This is a genomic window from Sphingomonas kyungheensis (genome assembly GCF_037120395.1).
GTDB classification, from domain to species: Bacteria; Pseudomonadota; Alphaproteobacteria; order Sphingomonadales; family Sphingomonadaceae; genus Sphingomonas; species Sphingomonas kyungheensis.
Genome location: NZ_JBBBDM010000008.1, coordinates 105,729 through 122,877 on the forward strand (window position 1 = coordinate 105,729; position 17,149 = coordinate 122,877).

Below are 17,149 nucleotides of genomic sequence, written 5' to 3' on the forward strand. Positions count from 1 at the left end.
GGGGGGACGGGATACCGGATCGCCACGGCCACGGGCCCCCGACCGGCCGCGCCCCCGGTCCCGTTAGACCCGCTCGAACAGCAAGGCGACGCCCTGGCCGACGCCGACGCACATGCAGGCGAGTCCATAGCGGCCACCCTCGCGCTGCAGTTGCTCGACCGCGGTCATCGTGATCCGCGCCCCCGACATGCCGAGCGGATGGCCGAGCGCGATGGCGCCGCCGTTCGGGTTGACGCGCGGATCGGCGGGATCGACGTCGAGGTCGCGCAGCACGGCGATCGCCTGCGCCGCGAAGGCCTCGTTGAGCTCGATCACGTCGATCTGATCGAGCGTCACGCCGCCACGGCGCAGCACCTTGCGCACCGCCTCGACCGGCCCGATCCCCATCACCCGCGGCGCGACGCCGGAGGAGGCCATGGCGATCACCCGCGCCCGCGGCACGAGGCCGTGCGCCTGCGCCGCAGCCGCCGAGGCGACGAGCAGCGCCGCCGCGCCGTCGTTGAGGCCGGAGGCATTGCCGGCGGTGACGGTACCGTCGGCATGGACGACCGGCTTGAGCTTCGCCAGCGCTTCGGCACTGGTCGCGCGCGGATGCTCGTCGACCGCGAAGGCGACCGGATCGCCCTTGCGCTGCGGCACCAGCACCGGGACGATCTCCGCGGCGAAGCGGCCGCTCGCCTGCGCCGCCGCGGCCTTGGTCTGGCTGGCGAGCGCGAAGGCGTCCTGATCCTCGCGGCTGACCTGCCAGTCGGTGGCAACGTTCTCGGCGGTCTCCGGCATCGAATCGACGCCATAGGCATGGCGCATCGCCGGGTTGATGAAGCGCCAGCCGAGCGTCGTGTCCTCGATTTTCTGCGCACGGTCGAACGGGGTCGCCGCCTTGCCGAGCACATAGGGCGCGCGCGTCATCTGCTCGACGCCGCCGGCGACGATCAGCGCGGCATCGTCGCTGCGGATCGCCTGCGCGGCGATGCCGATCGCGTTGAGCCCCGATCCGCACAGGCGGTTGATGGTCGCGCCGGGCACCTCCGGCGGCAGCCCGGCGAGCAACGCCGCCATCCGCGCGACGTTGCGATTGTCCTCGCCCGCCTGATTGGCGCAGCCGAGCAGGCAATCGTCCACCGCCGCCCAGTCGACCCCGGGGTTGCGCTCGATCAGCGCCTTGATCGGCAGCGCGGCGAGATCGTCGGCGCGGATGGTCGACAGCGCGCCGTTGAGGCGACCGACCGGCGTGCGGATGGCGTCGCAGATAAAGGCATCGGTCACGAGCCAGTCCCTTCCAGTTCGGCGATGATGCGGCCCGCTTCGGCAAAGGCGGTATTGGCGGCGGGCACGCCGGCATAGATGGCGGTCTGCATCAGCACCTCCTTCAGCGCGTCACGGGTGAAGCCGCCGCGCGACAGGCCGGCGCGGACGTGGAGGCCGAATTCCTCCCAACGGCCGAGGCTGGCGGTGATCGCCACCACCAGCAGCCGCCGCGTCGCCTCGTCCAGCCCCGGCCGGCCCCAGATCTCGCCCCAGGCGATCCGGGTGATCATCGCCTGGAAATCGGCGGTGAAGTCGGTCCGCCTGGCGAGCGAGGCATCGACCCAGGCGTCGCCGAGGATGCGGCGGCGGTTGACCAGCCCGGCCTCGAACAGCGTCGCCGCCGCCGCGTCCGTCGCCGCGTCGCGCGTGAGGAAGGCGATCAGCGCGCCCGCCAGCGCCTGCGGCGCCTCGACGGGGGCGAGGTGGCCGACGGCGAGATGCACCGTCTCGCTGTGCGGGATCGCCGCCGCGATCCGCTCGCCATGGCCGGCGAAGGGCGTCGAGCGGTCGCCGTCGCCCGCCACCACCAGCACCGGCAGCGCCAGGCCGGGCAGCCGGTCGATCACCGCCATGTCGCGGATCGCCGCGCCCGCGCCGGCATAGCCCGCATCCGCCATCGCGATCAGCCCGCGGCGCAGCGACGCCGCCTCCGCCGGATGCGTCGCGGCAAAGCCTGTCGACAGGAAGCGGTCCATCGCCAGATCGGCGATTCCCGCGGTGCCGTCGCGCCGCACGGTGGCGATGCGATCGTCCCACGCCGCCGCATCCATCGTCGCCGACGTGCAGATCAGCGCCAGCGCCGTGATCCGCTCGCCATGGTCGAGCGCGAGCTGCATCGCGATCATCCCGCCGAGCGAGACGCCGGCGACCGCGGCGCGATCGACGCCGGCGGCATCCATCACCGCGATCACATCCGCGGCGAGCATCGGCAGGTCATAGTCGCCGTCGGGCGCGTCGGAGGCGCCATGGCCGCGCGTGTCGATCCGCAGCACGCGGTATCGCCCGGCCAGCGCGGGCACGCAGCCGGCCCACAAGGCCATGTCGGTCCCGATCGAATTGAGCAGCACCAGCGGCGGCGCGGCATCGTCGCCGTCGAGCCGCCAGTAGAGCCGCACCCCGTCCCGCGTCGCAAACGGCATGTCAGTCCTTCCCTATGTCGAGCAGCGCATCGACCAATGCCACGCTGTCGCCGATGCCGGTGCCCTGCCCCGCCGCGGCGAGGTTGCGGGCGATCGCATCGCCGTCGATCTCCAGCCCCTCGGCGACGCCCGCCATCGCCTCCGCCGCGCCCGAGGCGAGCAGGAACAGGTCGACCAGCATCGGCCCCTCGGCCTGCCAGCCGCCGAGCCCGCGCTCCTCCTCCGCCGGCAGCGCGGCGAGGATGCCGGCGACCAGTCCGGGCGCGCGCGTCGCGGCGGACAGCGCGATCTGACAGCCGGTCGGATTGCGCTTGTGCGCCATCGCCGACGATCCGCCACGCCCGGCGACCGCAGGCTCGCGCGCCTCGCCGACGCCATTCTGCGCGAGCAGCGCAAGGTCGCGCGCCATCTTGCCGAGCGCACCGATCAGGATGCCGAGCGCCGCCGCGATACCCGCCACCCCCTCGCGCCGCGCATGCCACGGCGGCGCCTCGGCAAGCCCGAGCGCCGCTGCGAGCCGGGCGGCGACCGCATCGGCCTGCCCCGCCTGATCGGGCCGGCTGCCCGCCGCGCCGCCCCATTGCAGCGCCGCCTTCGCCGCGACCTCGCGCGACAACCGCGCCGCCGCCGCGGCGATCCCGGCATGCCATTGCGCGAGCCGCAGCCCGAAGCCGATCGGCTGCGCATCCTGCAGCAACGTCCGTCCGATCGCCGGCGTCGCGGCATGCGCGTGGGCGAGCGGCGCCAGCGCGGTGGTGACGCGGTCGGTATCGACGAGCAGCAGCGTGCCGGCGCGGCGCACCTGCATCATCAGCGCGCTGTCTGCGACATCCTGGCTGGTCGCGCCGCGATGCAGCGCCGTCGCCGCCTCGCCATCGAGCTGCGCCCGCAGCGTCGCGACGAGCGGGATCGCCAGCGTCCCCGCCAGCGCCGCCCGTTCGGCGAGCGCCGCAGGATCGAGGCGCAGCGCCGACGCCGCCGCCGCGATCGCCGCGGCGGCCTCCGCCGGGATCACCCCCACCGCCGCCTGCGCCGCCGCCAATGCGGTTTCGAAGGCGAGCGCCGCGGCGATCGTCGCCTCATCGTCGAACGTCGCGATCATCGCCGCGGTGGCGACCGGTCGGGTGCGGAGCAGGCTCACAGGTCGAAGAACACCGTCTCGTCCGCGCCGGCAAGCCGCAGGTCGAGCCACCAGAGCCCCTCGCCGCGCTGCTGCGCGATCAGCGTGCCGCGCCGTTCGGCGGGAACGCAGGCGAGCACCGGATCCTCGTCATTGCCCGCCGCCCCCTCGAAATAGAGCCGCGTCGCCAGCCGCTTGATCAGCCCGCGCCCGAATACCGACACCGCGACATGCGGCGCCTGCAGGCTGTTGCCCGGCCCCGGCACGCGCCCCGGCAGGATGGTGCGGAAGCGGTACACGCCCTCGGCATCGACCGCGGCGCGACCGAAGCCGATGAAATGCGGGTCGATCGGCACGTCGTCGCGATCGTCGTCGAGCGCATGGTAGCGGCCGGCGGCATTGGCCTGCCAGATCTCGATCATCGCATCGACCACCGGCGCACCTTCGGCATCGAGCACGCGGCCGGCGATCTCGATCACCGCGCCCTGCGGCGTACCGGTCGGCGCCGACAGGTTGAGCAGCCAATGCTCCTCGGCGAACAGGTCGGGCCGCGCGCCCATCTCCGACTGGCCGACGAGGTCGGCGCCACCCTTCCACGGCAGGCCATAGTGGAAGAACGGCCCCACCGTCTGGCTCGGCGTCTGGCCGAACAGCGCCGGGTCGCGATTGTCCTGGCGCGGCGCGGGCTCGCGGGTTTCGAGGTCAGTCATGATGATCCTCCTCGAACGGCGTCTGCGCGCGCCCCTTGAGCACGATGTCGAACAGGTAACCGAGCGCCCAATTGGGCATGGTCGTCGCGATGTCGAAGCGGCTGACCAGCCGCTGGCGATAGGGCATCGGCACCGCATTGGCGATCGGATCGATCTCGATCAGCGGGTCATCGGGAAAATAGAGCTGCGTCACCAGGCGCGTCGCGAACGCCGGGCCGAGCAGCGACAGATGGATATGCGCCGGCCGCCAGGCATTGTTGTGATTGCCCCACGGATAGGCCCCCGGCCGCACCGTCACGAAGCGATAGCGACCCTCGGCATCGGTGACGACCCGGCCGGCGCCGGTGAAATTGGGATCGAGCGGCGCATCCCATTGATCGCGCACATGGACGTAGCGCCCGGCGGCATTGGCCTGCCAGATCTCCACCACCGTGTCGGGCACCGGCCGCCCGGCCTCGTCGAGCACCCGGCCCGACACGACGATCCGCTGGCCGATCGGCGTGCCGCTATGCTGGCTGGTGAGATCGGCGAGCGCCGGCCCCATCAGCCGCTCCCAGCTGCCACCCGGCCCGGTCGTCTCGGTCAGCGTCTGCGGCGCGCGGACCGGCGGCAGCGCCGGGGCGCGCAGCACGGTCGAGCGATAGTCGGGGAAGAGCGACGGCGGCGCGCCGGCATCGTCGCGCGCATAGGGGCGGACCTCGATCATGCCGCCAGCCCTTCCGCCACCTCGACCGGCGCCGCGGTCCGGGCGAGCACCTCGTCCACCGTCACGCCGGGCGCGAGCTCGACCAGCCACAGCCCCGGCTTGTCGCAGGCGATCACGCACAGATCGGTGATGATCAGGTCGACGCACGCCCGCCCGGTCAGCGGCAGCGTGCAGGCGGGCAGGATCTTCGCCTCGCCCGCCTTGTTGGCGTGATCCATCACCACGACGACGCGCTTGACCCCGGCGACGAGATCCATCGCGCCGCCCATCCCCTTCACCATCTTGCCGGGAATCGTCCAATTGGCGATGTCGCCGGCCGCGCTCACCTCCATCGCGCCGAGCACCGCCATGTCGATATGGCCGCCGCGGATCATCGCGAAACTGTCGGCGGAGGAAAAGAAGCTCGAGGTCGGCAGCGCGGTGATCGTCTGCTTGCCGGCGTTGATCAGGTCGGGGTCGACCGCGTCGCGCGTCGGGAAGGGGCCGATGCCGAGCATGCCGTTCTCCGACTGCAACGTCACGTCGAGCCCCTCGGGCACGTAATTCGCCACCAGGGTCGGAATGCCGATGCCGAGGTTGACGTAGAAGCCGTCCTCCAGCTCCTGCGCGGCGCGGGCCGCCATCTGTTCGCGGGTCCAGCCCATCACATCGTCTCCGCTTCGCGGACGGTCAGCTTCTCGATCCGCTTCTCGTTGATCGTCGACCGGACGATCCGGTCGACATAGATGCCGGGCGTATGGATACAATCGGGATCGAGGCTGCCCGCCGGCACGATCTCCTCGACCTCGACCACCGTCACCCTGCCCGCGGTCGCCATGTTCGGGTTGAAGTTGCGCGCGGTCTTGCGGAACATCAGATTGCCCGCCGGATCGGCACGCCATGCCTTGATGATCGACAGATCGGCGCGCAGCCACGTTTCGAGGACATAGTCCTCGCCCTCGAAGGTCTCGACCGGCTTGCCCTCGGCGACGACCGTGCCGACGCCGGTCTTGGTGTAGAAGGCCGGGATGCCGGCACCCCCGGCGCGGATCCGCTCGGCGAGCGTACCCTGCGGGGTCAGCTCCAGCGCCAGCTCGCCGGACAGATATTGCTGCTCGAACAGCTTGTTCTCGCCGACGTAGCTGGAGATCATCTTGGCGATCTGCCGCGTCTCGAGCAGCATCCACAGGCCGAAGCCATCGGCGCCGGCGTTGTTCGAGATGACGGTGAGGTCGCGCACGCCGCTCGCGCGCACCTCGGGGATCAGGCTCTCGGGATTGCCCGACAGGCCGAAGCCGCCCGACATGATCGTCATCCCGTCGAACAGCAGCCCGTCGAGCGCCGCCGCCGGACTGTCGTAGATCTTGTTCTTCATACCGCCTCGCTGCTGATCCCGCCGGTGAGCGGCAGGCCGACGTAATTCTCGGCGAGCGTCCGCTGCGCCGCTTCGGACCCACGGATATAATCCAGCTCCGCCATCTGGATACGCCGGTCGAATCCGTCCATCGTCGGAAACCGGTGGGTCACCGAGGTGAACCACCAGGAAAACCGCTCCGCCTTCCACACCCGCGCCAGCGCGCGCGCCGAATAGCCGTCGAGCCCTGCGTCCGAGCCGTGTTTATAGTGGAGCGCGAACGCCTCGCCGAGCATCGTCACGTCCGACACCGCGAGGTTCATGCCCTTGGCGCCGGTCGGCGGCACGATATGCGCAGCGTCGCCGGCAAGGAACAGCCGCCCCCAGCGCATCGGCTCCGACACGAACGAGCGCAGCGGCGCGATCGCCTTCTCGAACGACGGTCCGCGCGTCACCTTCGCGGCGGTATCGGGGCCGAGTCGCAGGCAGAGTTCGTCCCAGAAGCGGTCGTCCGACCAGTCGGCGATATCCTCGCCGAGCCCGCACTGGATGTAATAGCGGCTGCGCGTCGTCGATCGCATCGAGGCGAGCGCGAAGCCGCGTTCGTGATTGGCGTAGATCAGTTCGTGGTCCGCGGGCGGCACGTCGGCGAGGATGCCGAGCCAGCCGAACGGATAGACGCGCTCGAACGTCGTCAGCACCTCGGGCGGGATCGCCGCGCGACTGATGCCGTGATAGCCGTCGCAGCCGACGATATAATCGCACGCCACCTGGTGGTCGACGCCGTCCGCGCGCCACGATACCGTCGGCCGCTCGCCGTCGATCCCGGCAAGGGCGACATCCTCGGCGTTCCACACGATCGGCAGGTCGTCGGCTTCGGCGGCGTCGAACAGGTCGCGCATCACCTCCTGCTGGCCATAGACGGTGACGGTCGATCCGCCGGTCAGCGCCGCCATGTCGATGCGGAACGATCGCCCGTCGAGCGACAGATTGGTGCCGCCATGCACCAGCCCCTCGCGCTGCAACCGCCCGGCGAGGCGGAGCCGGTGCATCAGATCGACGGTGACCTGTTCGAGCACCCCGGCGCGCACCCGCCCTTCGACATAGGCGCGGTCGCGCCGTTCGAGGACCATCGCATCGATGCCCTCGCGGCGCAGCAGGTGCGCGAGGAACATCCCCGCCGGTCCTGCCCCGATGATCGCAACCTGTGTGCGCATCCGTCGATCCTCTCTGCGACTCTTCGCATCGCCTGCCGCCAAGGTGCGCGGCGGCCGCGGCGCGGGCCATGCCGTCGCCAGCCGAAAAGTTGGATTTTCCAGCGCGGCCGTTATGCTCGGGCGATGGGAACCGATCCGGTGCCGAGCTTCTATCTCTACGGCGAGCCGCATCGCGCGGTCGCCGACGGCTTCATCCATGTCGAGCAGCTCGATGACCGTTCGCGGCCGAGCGAATGGACGATCCGACCGCATGCCCATGCCGATCTGGTGCAGATGTTCCTGATCGGATCGGGCGGCGGCGCGATGCAGGCGGAGGATGCGGCGATGCGCTTCGACGCGCCGGCGCTGCTGCTGATCCCCGCCGGCGTCGTCCACGGCTTTCACTGGACGAGCGAGTCGGCGGGCTGGGTGCTGACGCTCGCGCGCACCTTCCTCAAGGATCTCGTCGCGCGTCATCCCGACCTCGCCCCGGTGTTCGACCGGCCCCAGGCGCTGACCCCCGACGCCGCCGTCGCCGCGCGGCTGACGCAGGCGATGGCGACGCTGCGCCAGGAGCTCGCCTGGTCCGCCGCGGGTCATCACGTCGCGGTCGAGGCGGCGCTGCTCGCGATGCTGGTCGGCGCGCTGCGGCTGCTGCCGGGCGACGATGCCGCCGCCGCGCCCGCGCCGGGCCAGCATGCCGGCCTCGTCGCCCGCTTCCGCGCCCGGATCGAGGATCGCTTCCGCCGGCGCGAGAGCATCGCCGCGCATGCCGCCGCGCTCGGCACCAGCGAGACGAGCCTGCGCGTCGCCTGCGCGCGCATCGCCGGCCGCTCGCCCGCGGCGATGCTCGACCAGCGCGCGATGCTGGAGGCACGCCGCGCGCTGCTCTATTCGAATTTGTCGGTGGCGGAGATCGGCTATGCGCTCGGTTTCGCCGATCCCGCCTATTTCACCCGCTTCTTCACCCGCCACGCCGGCCGGTCACCGCTGCGCTACCGCCGCGCGAATGCGGTGGACGCCGCGGATCGCCGCTCATAACCGGCATCGGCCGCCCTTGCTCCGACGCGCCGCGTGGCGACGCATATCTCTTTAACCTCAAGCCCCTATCCCCGCCCAAAGGGCGGAGACGACAGTGCTATTCGGCGATCACGCGGACACCCGGCGGCGCGACCGGACGATCGATACGCTGCGCGGCCTGCTCGTCCTCGCGGTGATCGCCGGCCATTATGCCGAGATCACCGACCGGACGAGCTTCCTCACCTGGCTCGGCGCGGGGGTGCGGATGCCGCTGTTCATCGGCTTGACGGGCTATCTGTTCAATCTCGGCGGCGCGCGGTCGCGGCCGCTGGCGGTGACGCTGCACCGCTATGGCGCGCGGCTGATCGCGCCCTGGCTGATCGCCTGCGGCGTCTATCTGACCTGCGCGACGCAGCTCACCCCGCTCGCGCTGCTCGCCGTGCCGGTGCGGCCGCCCTTCCACTTCTGGTTCGTCCCGGTGATGATGAGCTTCATCGTCATCGCCGCGCTGAGCCGGCGCACGCCGCTGTCGATGCTCGGCGTCGCCATTCCCGTGAGTATCGCGGCGATGTACCTGCTCGGCGTGCAGCATGTCGTCCGCCACGACTTCAACGGCTGGATGCCCGACCGGCGCTTCTTCATCTTCCCGATCTATTTCTTCTACGGCGTCTGGGTCGCCGATCGCGCGATCGATCGCGGCAAGATCTGTGCGGCGCTGGTGCTCGCGCCGATCGGACTGGTGTGGTGGTGCACGCTCTACGCCCATCCGTCCGCGTCGGGTGAGGTGGCGGCGAGCCTGATCGCGTCGCTGTCGCTGATCTGCCTGCTGCCCGGCATCCGGGCGAGCGCATGGTCGCTGCCGGTGATCGGCGGCATCGGCCGCCATAGCCTGTTCTTCTACCTCTGGCACCCGATGGTCTTCGGTCTGTGGTCGAGCGCCGGCATCCGCGGCGTGCCGATGCTCGGCGTCACGATCCTGTCGCTTGCGCTCGCCTGTGCATGGCTCACCCGGCATGGCGCCGCGGCGCGGGTCTTCGGCGTCACCGTCCGGACGGGACCATTGCCAGCCCGCGAAGTGGCGTTGCAGGAACGGCTCGCATGACCGGTGTTGCCGCGCTTGCCCGTACCGGGATGCTGACGATCGCCTGGCTCGTGCTGCTGCCGATGCTCGCCCTGCTGTTCGGCGCGATGATCCCGATCGTGCCGTGGCTGCGCATCGTCGCGAGCGACATCGTGCCCAATCGGGTGACGTGGATCTTCCTCGTCGCCGTGACGATCGCCGTCATCGCATGGCTGGCGTATCGCGCCCGCCCGACCGCGTTGACCCGCGCCCTGCTCACCGTCGCCGGGGTGACGGCGATCGGCGCGACGATCGTCATCGTCCATCTGCTGCAGGTCGCCGCGGCGAACGAGGCGGAGATCGACCTGCCGAGCACCCTGTCGTGGCGCGAGTTCAGCGAGGCGGCCCAGCCCGATCGCAGCCTCGTCTTCGCCCGGCCGCAGGGGGAGCCCTTGTGGCTCGACCTCTACCGGCCCACGGATGTCGCGGTCGGCCCGCCGCGGCCGGTGCTGCTCGTCGTCCATGGCGGCGGCTTTATCGAAGGCAGCCGCCGGGTCGGCGCCGCCAATATGCGCCGCTATGCCGAGCGCGGCTTCATCGTAATCAGCATCGATTACCGGCTGGCGCGGCCGGATCGGCCGACCTGGAACCTGGCGACCCGCGACGTGCGCTGCGCGCTGCGCTGGGTGGTGTCGCATGCCCGCAAACTGCATGCCGACCCCGATCGCGTCACCGTGTTCGGTGTATCAGCGGGCGGCAATCTCGCCCTCGCCGCCGCCTATACGGTCGAGGACGGCGGCGCCGATCGCAGCTGCGGCCCCCGCAGCCCGTCGATCGCCGCGGTGATCGTCAAGGCGCCGCTGATCGATCCGCTCGCCTCGTGGTGGCGGCCGGGCGAGCTGCAGGATCAGCAGCGCCTCTACATGACGCGCTATATCGGCGGCCCGCCCGAAGCCTATCCGGCGCGCTACGCCGCGCTCGACCTGCGGCGACTGGTCGCGCCGGGCAAGCCGCCGACGCTGATCCTTGCCGGCGAGAATGATCCGCTGCTGCCCATCGCCAGCGTCGAAGCCTTCGCGACCCGCTCGGCGGCGAGCGGCAACAGCGTCGATCTCGTCGTGCTGCCCTATGCCGGCCACAACTTCAACACCGCCTATCACAGCATCGCCAATCAGCTGACGATGGAAACGATCACCCGGTTCATGAACCTCTACTCACGCCGCGCCCCCGTATCGTGACCGACGGACGGGCGCGCCACCGCGTCCACCGACGCATATCCTTCGCATAGATCAGTTTTTCCGTCGGGTCGGCTGAACCGGCATCGTTGCCGCGCGTTCGGCTCATTCAGGTTCATCAAGACAGGTCATCACGGTCGGCGTGGCGTCATCCGGCGGATCATCCGCTGCGGACGATGCGCGATCATCGGACACAACGGACACGACGGGCCGCAGGCGACACCCTGCCGGCGTGGTCGGTCGTGCGAGGAGACGGAAAGTGGAAACACGCCAGTGCGACGTGCTGATCATCGGAGCGGGGACCGCCGGCCTCAAGGCCTATAAGGCGGCGGTCGCGCGCGGCGCCGATACCGTCATCGTCGAGAAAGGTCCCGGAGGGTCGACCTGCACCCGCGTCGGCTGCATGCCGTCCAAGCTGCTGATCGCCGCCGCCCGCCATGCGCACGAGGCGCGCCGCGCCGCCGAGTTCGGCGTCGTCACCGGCGCGGTGACGATCGACGCCGCGCGCGTCTGGCAGCGTGTCCGCGACGAGCGCGACCGTTTCGTCGCCGCGGTACTCGACGATTATCACGCCATCCCGGCCGGCCACGTCCTCCACGGCACCGGGCGCTTCACCGGCCCGGATACGGTGACGACGGACGAGCGAACGATCGTCGCGCGGCACGGGATCATCATCGCCACCGGCGGCCATCCGATCATCCCCGACGCGCTCGACGCGGTGCGCGACCGGGTCCACACGCATGAGACGATCTTCGAGATCGACGGCCTGCCGCAGCGCCTCGCGGTGTTCGGCGCCGGCCCGCTCGGCCTCGAGCTCGCCCAGGCGTTCGCGCGGCTCGGCAGCGAAGTGACGGTGATCGACAGCGGCGACACCGTCGGCGAACTCGACGATCCGGAGGCGAACACGCTCGCGCTCGCCGCGCTGCGCAAGGAGATGCGCATCGAGCTCGGCGTCGATGCCAGCGCGCAGCCGGGTGACGACGGCGCCTGCATCTGCTGGGACGGCGGCAGCGTCACCGTCGACCTGATCCTCGCCGCGACCGGACGGCCGCCGACGCTCGACGCGCTCAACCTCGACGCCACCGGCATCGCGCGCGACGACCACGGTACGCCGACCTTCGATCAAAGTACCCGCCGCTGTGGCGACAGCCGTATCTTCATCGCCGGTGACGCCAACGCCTGGCGCCCGGTGCTGCACGAGGCGGCGCGCGGCGGGCGGATCGCCGGCGACGTCGCCGCGGGCGGACCACCGGCGCGGGAGATCCCCTCGCTCGCCATCGCCTTCACCGAGCCCAATATCGTCTCGGTCGGCACGCGCTTCGACGCGCTGCCCGACGGTGCCCGGATCGGCAGCGCCACGGTCGAGGACAATGGCCGGGCGACCGCGGACGGCCGCTCCGACGGCATCGTCCGCCTCTATGCCGACGGCGACGGCCTGCTGATCGGCGCGACGATCGTCGCGCCGGAGGGCGAGCATCTCGGCCATCTGGTCGCACTGGCGATCGATCGTGGCACCGACATCGCCACCTTCGCCGACCAGCCCTGGTATCACCCGACCGTCGAGGAGCTGTTGCAGAGCGCCGCGCGCGATCTGCTCGGCACCGACGCCTGAGCCGATGACGCGCGTCATGGCGCTCGCCTGCGCCCCGGCCTTCCACTGGAGGGAAAGAGACTCATGATCCGACCGACGCTGCTGATGCTCCACGCCCTCGGTGCGAGCGGCGACGAATGGCGGCAGGTGCGCGAGCGCCTGCCCGATTACGACTGCGTGGCGCTCGATCTGCCAGGCTTCGGCGCCGCCGCCGCCGGTCAGGGCCACGCCGATGTCGTGACGATGGCGGACCAGCTTGCCGACGCGATCCGCGCCAGCGGTGCGCCGGCCTGCATCCTCGTCGGCCACAGCATGGGCGGCAAGCTCGCGACGCTCGTCGCCGCGCGCGCCGCGGCGGGCGAATACGGCCTGTCGCGCCTGCTCGGCGTCGTGCTGGTCGCCGCCTCGCCGCCCTCGCCCGAGCCAATGGATGAGGCGCGCCGCGCACAGATGCTCGGCTGGTGCGCCGATGGCGCGATCGACCGCGACGCGGCGGAGACCTTCGTCGACGCCAATACCGCCGCGCGCCTGCCCGACCCGTTGCGTGAGGCGGCGATCGCCGACGTGCGGCGCTCCGCCCCGGAGGCGTGGATCGCGTGGCTCGAACGCGGCAGCCGCGAGGATTGGAGCGCGGACATCGGTCCCATCGCCATGCCCGCGCTGATCGTCGCGGGCAGCGACGACGGCGACCTCGGCGAGGCGGCGCAGCGGCGACTCAACCAGCCCCTCTACGAGGAAGCGGAGGTCGCGGTCGTCGCCGACGCCGCGCACCTCATCCCCTACGAACAGCCGGACGCGCTTGCGGCGCTGATCGACGGCTTCGCAACCGGCCTCGCCGCGAGCGTGCTGCCGCGCGCCTTCGCCGATCTGCTCGGCTCCGCCCGGGTCAGCCGCCGCACCCGCGCGGCGATGCTTGCCCGGCTGCGTCCGCCGCGCCCGAGCGACTGGAGCGCGGCGCAGCATGCGACGATCGTGGCGCTGACCGGTCAGATCCTTCCCGACCTCGCCGATGCCGACGATCTCGCCCGGCGCGTCGAGGCGAGCATCGGCGATGGTGGCGGTGACGGCTGGCGGTTCGACAGCCTGCCGCCCGATCGCATCGCCTGGGTTCGCGGCCTCGCGACGCTCGATACGGTCACCGGCGGCTTTGCGGCGCTCGACCGCTCCGTCCAGGCGGACTGGCTCGATCGGCTCGCCGCGGGCGAGGTGGGATGTGACGACGACGGCCGCCACCTCTCGCCCGCGCAAATGGCCCTGTGGTTCGAGGATGTCCGTGCCGAGGTGGTGCGCAGCTGGATCGCCCTGCCCGCGACGATGGCGGCGATCGGCTATGACGGCTTTGCGGTCGGCGGCGATGGCCCGCGCAAACAGGGCTATGTCCGCACCCAGGCCGACACGGTCGAAGCCTGGCAGGTGCAGTCGGAGACGGTGGCATGACGGGCACGCACCACGACTGTCGCGATACGGTCGATGCGGTGGTGATCGGCACCGGTGCCGGCGGCGCGCCGCTTGCGGCACGGCTGGCCGCGGCGGGCCTGTCGGTGGTCGCGCTCGAGGCGGGGCGCGCCTTCCGGCCCGACGAGCATGTCGCCGACGAACTGGCCGCCGACATCTATTGGATGGAGGAGCGGCTGAGCGGCGGCGCGACGCCGACCGCGTTCGGATCGAACAATTCGGGGATGGGCGTCGGCGGGTCGATGCTCCACTGGGGCGCCTTCTGCCCGCGCCCCGATCCGCGCGACCTGCAGCTGAAGACGCTGACCGGCGAAGGCGCGGACTGGCCCGTGCCGCATGACGAGCTGATCCGCTATATCGAGGAGGTCGAGGGCTTCACCGGCGTCTCCGGGCCGGCGCATTATCCGTGGGATGCGACACGCCGCTATGCTTACCCGCCGGTGGCGCGCAATGCGGCGGCCGAGGCGATGGCGCGCGGCTGCGCGGCGATCGGCATGACCGCGACCGACGCCCCCGCCGCGCTCGTCTCGCGCGACCGCGAGCAGCCGCATTTCGGTCAGCGCCAGGCCTGCGTCAATTGCGGCACCTGCCATCAGGGCTGCCGCAACGCCGCCAAGACGAGCATGGACACCACCTATCTGCCCTATGCGGTCGCGCATGGCGCGGAGATCCGCCCCGGCTGCCGCGTCGTCGCCTTCGACTATGACGATCGCGGCCGGATCAGCGCGGTCGTCTATGCGACGGGTGAACAGCAGCATCGCCAGCGCTGCAACGCGGTCTTCCTGTGCGCCGGCGGGGTCGAGACGCCGCGGCTGCTGCTCAACCTCGGCATCGCCAATGCGAGCGGCCAGGTCGGGCGCAATTTCATGGCGCATGTCGCGACGCAGGTCTGGGGCCGGTTCGACGCCGATATGCGGATGAACCGCGGCTATCCCTCGTCGCTGATCAGCGAGGACATGATGCGCCCCGGCGATGCGGGGTGCGCCGGCGGCTATCTGATCCAGAGCCTCGGCGTGCTGCCGGTCAACCTCGCCACCGGCCTCGCGCGCGGCGCGGGCATGTGGGGCGAACGGTTGCAGACGACCCTGCGCGGCTACAATCGCATGGCCGGGATCGGCATCAACGGCGAATGCCTGCCGCATGCCGACAACCGGCTCGACCTCGCCGACGAGACCGATGCCTTCGGTCATCGCAAGGCGCGGGTCCGCTTCAGCTATCATGCCAACGAACAGGCGATCGACCGCCATGCCCGCCGCGTCATGACCGACATCTGGCAGGCGGCGGGTGCGCAGGACGTGTTCGCGGTCGACCGGTCGGCGCATACCATCGGCACCTGCCGGATGGGCGAGGATGCCGAGAGCGCGGTGGTCGATGCCGACGGGCGCAGCTTCGAGGTGCCGAACCTGCTGATCTGCGACAATTCGATCTTTCCGAGCGCCCTCGCCGCCAATCCCGCGTTGACGATCATGGCGCTGTCGCTGCGCACCGCCGACCGGTTTCTCACCTCCCGCCCGTAAGGAACAGACCATGGATCTTGGTATCACCAACCGTATCGCCCTGATCAGCGGCGCCGATTCCGGCATGGGCAAAGAAACCGCCCGGCTGTTGCTCGAAGCCGGCGTGCGCGTCGCCATCACCGACAAGCCCGACGGCACGCTCGACGAAGCGGTCGAGGCGCTGTCGCCGCTCGGCGAGATCGTCGCGGTCACCGGCGACGTCACCCGGCCGGACGACGTCAAGGCGATCTGGGCGGAGGTGCGCGACGCGCTCGGCGAGCCGGATATCTACGTCAACGCCGCCGGCGTCACCGGCGCGACCGGTGACTTTCTTGAGGTCGACGATGCCGGCTGGCTCGACACGCTCAACATCAACCTGATGGGTGCGGTGCGGATGTGCCGCGAGGCGATTCCGGCGATGCGCCGCAAGGGCTGGGGCCGGGTCGTGCTGTTCGCCTCCGAAGACGCGGTGCAGCCTTATGTCGACGAGCTCGCCTATTGCGCGTCCAAGGCGGGGATCCTCAGCCTCGCCAAGGGTCTGTCCAAGGCCTATGGCTGCGACAACGTGCTGGTCAACACCGTGTCCCCGGCCTTTATCGCGACGCCGATGACCGACGCGATGATGCGCAAGCGCGCCGACGAACGCGGCGAGAGCTTCGATGCGGCGATCGCCAGCTTCCTCGAAGAGGAGCGCCCCGGCATGGTGCTCAAGCGGCGCGGCAAGCCCGAAGAGGTCGCCGCCGCGGTCGCCTTCCTCTGTTCGGAGCGGGCGAGCTTCATCAACGGCGCGGGCATCCGGGTCGATTCCGGATCGGTCTTCACCATCGCGGGCTAGCGGCTGCCGTCGCCTTGAACAAAGCCGTGCGGTTAAAGTACGTTGGCTTTTGCCGGGGCGACGCCAGGATGCCCGGGGGCTAGGCTGTCTCGCGCGAAGATCGGATGATCGGCCGCCGCGATGGAGAGTCGCATGATCAACCCCTGGGCGATGAAGATGGAGCAATTCACCCGCTTTACCCCGCATGAGCGCGCGCGGCTCGATGCGCTGCTGGTCGGGCGACAGCGTTCCCACGCCGTGCATGCGGACATCATCGCCGAGGGGGCCCATTCGGATCACTGCCACGTGCTGCTCAGCGGCATCGCCTGCCGCTACACCATCCTGCCGGACGGAGAGCGGCAGATCATGGCCTTCCTCGTCCCCGGCGACCTGTGCGACGCGGAGATCTTCGTGCTCAAGCGGATGGACCATGCGATCGGCGCGCTGGCGCCGTGCACGACGGCGATGATCCCGGCCGGGGAGATGAAGACGCTGCTGCGCGAGGTGTCGCGCGTGTCCGAAGCCTTGTGGTGGGGGACGATGACCGACCTAGCCGTGCTGCGCGAACGGATCGTCGACCACGGCCGCCGCGACGCCACCGAGCGGCTCGCCCATCTGCTCTACGAAATGCTGTTGCGCTACCGGATGGTCGGCCAGACCGACGGCGAGACGTTCGACTTCGCGATCACCCAGACCGACCTCGCCGATGCCACCGGACTCACCCCGACGCACGTCAACCGCGTGCTGCAACGCTTTCGCGAGGAGGGGTTGATCGCATTGCGCAGCCGTCGCCTCACCGTGGTCGATCCGCCGCGGCTGATGAGGATCGGTCGCTTCTCCGCCAATTACCTCCACCTCGAACGCACCCTGTCCGGCGACCCGGCGGTCCGTGATCGCGTCGGCGATCTGATCGATTATCCGGCAGTCGATTACCCCATCGACGCCAGGCAAGGCGAACTCCGCTAG

The 17,149-nt window shown here is 70.7% G+C and carries 16 protein-coding genes; 8 read left to right on the forward strand and 8 right to left on the reverse strand.

Annotated elements, in window-relative coordinates:
* Nucleotides 1-63: 63 nt before the first annotated feature.
* The 8 genes from pcaF to pobA are packed head-to-tail and all read right to left on the reverse strand — an operon-like array spanning nt 64 to nt 7,533.
* The gene (gene pcaF, locus V8201_RS14685; RefSeq protein WP_336545736.1) at nt 64-1,266 is read right to left on the reverse strand and encodes a 3-oxoadipyl-CoA thiolase; all 1,203 of its coding nucleotides are present in this window, start codon (nt 1,264-1,266) and stop codon (nt 64-66) included.
* A complete protein-coding gene (gene pcaDC / locus V8201_RS14690; RefSeq protein ID WP_336545737.1) occupies nt 1,263-2,447 on the reverse strand; it encodes a bifunctional 3-oxoadipate enol-lactonase/4-carboxymuconolactone decarboxylase PcaDC in 1,185 nt (394 codons plus the stop codon). The genes pcaF and pcaDC overlap by 4 nt, the downstream gene beginning before the upstream one ends.
* A 1-nt stretch (nt 2,448) precedes the next feature.
* Entirely contained in the window at nt 2,449-3,588 is a 1,140-nt protein-coding gene (locus V8201_RS14695) for a lyase family protein (RefSeq protein ID WP_336545738.1), read from the reverse strand.
* Nucleotides 3,585-4,277, reverse strand: a complete 693-nt coding sequence (gene pcaG / locus V8201_RS14700) for a protocatechuate 3,4-dioxygenase subunit alpha (RefSeq protein WP_336545739.1) — start codon at nt 4,275-4,277, stop codon at nt 3,585-3,587. Before pcaG ends, V8201_RS14695 begins: the two co-directional genes overlap by 4 nt.
* A complete protein-coding gene (pcaH, locus tag V8201_RS14705; RefSeq protein WP_336545740.1) occupies nt 4,270-4,983 on the reverse strand; it encodes a protocatechuate 3,4-dioxygenase subunit beta in 714 nt (237 codons plus the stop codon). The genes pcaG and pcaH overlap by 8 nt, the downstream gene beginning before the upstream one ends.
* On the reverse strand, nt 4,980-5,627 hold the full coding sequence (locus tag V8201_RS14710) for a 3-oxoacid CoA-transferase subunit B (RefSeq protein WP_336545741.1): 648 nt from the start codon (nt 5,625-5,627) through the stop codon (nt 4,980-4,982). The genes pcaH and V8201_RS14710 overlap by 4 nt, the downstream gene beginning before the upstream one ends.
* Nucleotides 5,627-6,337, reverse strand: coding sequence for a CoA transferase subunit A (locus tag V8201_RS14715; protein ID WP_336545742.1), 711 nt, complete (start codon nt 6,335-6,337; stop codon nt 5,627-5,629). The genes V8201_RS14710 and V8201_RS14715 overlap by 1 nt, the downstream gene beginning before the upstream one ends.
* A complete protein-coding gene (pobA, locus tag V8201_RS14720) occupies nt 6,334-7,533 on the reverse strand; it encodes a 4-hydroxybenzoate 3-monooxygenase (RefSeq protein WP_336545743.1) in 1,200 nt (399 codons plus the stop codon). Before pobA ends, V8201_RS14715 begins: the two co-directional genes overlap by 4 nt.
* A 123-nt stretch (nt 7,534-7,656) precedes the next feature.
* Here pobA and V8201_RS14725 point away from each other — a divergent pair, with 123 nt between their 5' ends.
* The 8 genes from V8201_RS14725 (at nt 7,657) to V8201_RS14760 (ending at nt 17,149) form a co-directional block, all read left to right on the forward strand.
* Nucleotides 7,657-8,553, forward strand: coding sequence for a helix-turn-helix domain-containing protein (locus tag V8201_RS14725; RefSeq protein WP_037536960.1), 897 nt, complete (start codon nt 7,657-7,659; stop codon nt 8,551-8,553).
* 94 nt (nt 8,554-8,647) lie between these two features.
* On the forward strand, nt 8,648-9,634 hold the full coding sequence (locus V8201_RS14730; RefSeq protein WP_336545744.1) for an acyltransferase family protein: 987 nt from the start codon (nt 8,648-8,650) through the stop codon (nt 9,632-9,634).
* Complete coding sequence (locus tag V8201_RS14735; RefSeq protein ID WP_336545745.1) at nt 9,631-10,830, forward strand: alpha/beta hydrolase; 1,200 nt, start codon at nt 9,631-9,633, stop codon at nt 10,828-10,830. The genes V8201_RS14730 and V8201_RS14735 overlap by 4 nt, the downstream gene beginning before the upstream one ends.
* 256 nt (nt 10,831-11,086) lie before the next feature.
* Entirely contained in the window at nt 11,087-12,439 is a 1,353-nt protein-coding gene (locus V8201_RS14740) for a dihydrolipoyl dehydrogenase (protein WP_336545746.1), read from the forward strand.
* 63 nt (nt 12,440-12,502) lie between these two features.
* Nucleotides 12,503-13,855 carry an alpha/beta fold hydrolase gene (locus V8201_RS14745; protein ID WP_336545747.1) on the forward strand — a complete coding sequence of 451 codons (1,353 nt, stop codon included), beginning with the start codon at nt 12,503-12,505 and terminating at the stop codon, nt 13,853-13,855.
* Nucleotides 13,852-15,390 carry a GMC oxidoreductase gene (locus V8201_RS14750; RefSeq protein ID WP_336545748.1) on the forward strand — a complete coding sequence of 513 codons (1,539 nt, stop codon included), beginning with the start codon at nt 13,852-13,854 and terminating at the stop codon, nt 15,388-15,390. The genes V8201_RS14745 and V8201_RS14750 overlap by 4 nt, the downstream gene beginning before the upstream one ends.
* Before the next feature lie 10 nt (nt 15,391-15,400).
* Nucleotides 15,401-16,204 (forward strand): SDR family NAD(P)-dependent oxidoreductase, encoded by an 804-nt coding sequence (locus tag V8201_RS14755; RefSeq protein ID WP_336545749.1) that lies wholly within the window; start codon nt 15,401-15,403, stop codon nt 16,202-16,204.
* Nucleotides 16,205-16,336: 132 nt separating this feature from the next.
* Nucleotides 16,337-17,149: a Crp/Fnr family transcriptional regulator gene (locus tag V8201_RS14760; RefSeq protein ID WP_336545750.1), complete on the forward strand. Its 813-nt coding sequence runs from the start codon at nt 16,337-16,339 to the stop codon at nt 17,147-17,149.

Bases quoted from the DNA above. Each gene is read 5' to 3' on its own strand.
- V8201_RS14710 (WP_336545741.1), bottom strand. From the start codon at position 5,627: ATGGGCTGGACCCGCGAACAGATGGCGGCCCGCGCCGCGCAGGAGCTG.
- V8201_RS14745 (WP_336545747.1), top strand. From the start codon at position 12,503: ATGATCCGACCGACGCTGCTGATGCTCCACGCCCTCGGTGCGAGCGGC.
- V8201_RS14735 (WP_336545745.1), top strand. From the start codon at position 9,631: ATGACCGGTGTTGCCGCGCTTGCCCGTACCGGGATGCTGACGATCGCC.
- V8201_RS14760 (WP_336545750.1), top strand. From the start codon at position 16,337: ATGATCAACCCCTGGGCGATGAAGATGGAGCAATTCACCCGCTTTACC.
- V8201_RS14715 (WP_336545742.1), bottom strand. From the start codon at position 6,337: ATGAAGAACAAGATCTACGACAGTCCGGCGGCGGCGCTCGACGGGCTG.
- pcaDC (WP_336545737.1), bottom strand. From the start codon at position 2,447: ATGCCGTTTGCGACGCGGGACGGGGTGCGGCTCTACTGGCGGCTCGAC.
- V8201_RS14725 (WP_037536960.1), top strand. From the start codon at position 7,657: ATGGGAACCGATCCGGTGCCGAGCTTCTATCTCTACGGCGAGCCGCAT.
- pobA (WP_336545743.1), bottom strand. From the start codon at position 7,533: ATGCGCACACAGGTTGCGATCATCGGGGCAGGACCGGCGGGGATGTTC.
- pcaH (WP_336545740.1), bottom strand. From the start codon at position 4,983: ATGATCGAGGTCCGCCCCTATGCGCGCGACGATGCCGGCGCGCCGCCG.
- V8201_RS14755 (WP_336545749.1), top strand. From the start codon at position 15,401: ATGGATCTTGGTATCACCAACCGTATCGCCCTGATCAGCGGCGCCGAT.
- V8201_RS14750 (WP_336545748.1), top strand. From the start codon at position 13,852: ATGACGGGCACGCACCACGACTGTCGCGATACGGTCGATGCGGTGGTG.
- pcaG (WP_336545739.1), bottom strand. From the start codon at position 4,277: ATGACTGACCTCGAAACCCGCGAGCCCGCGCCGCGCCAGGACAATCGC.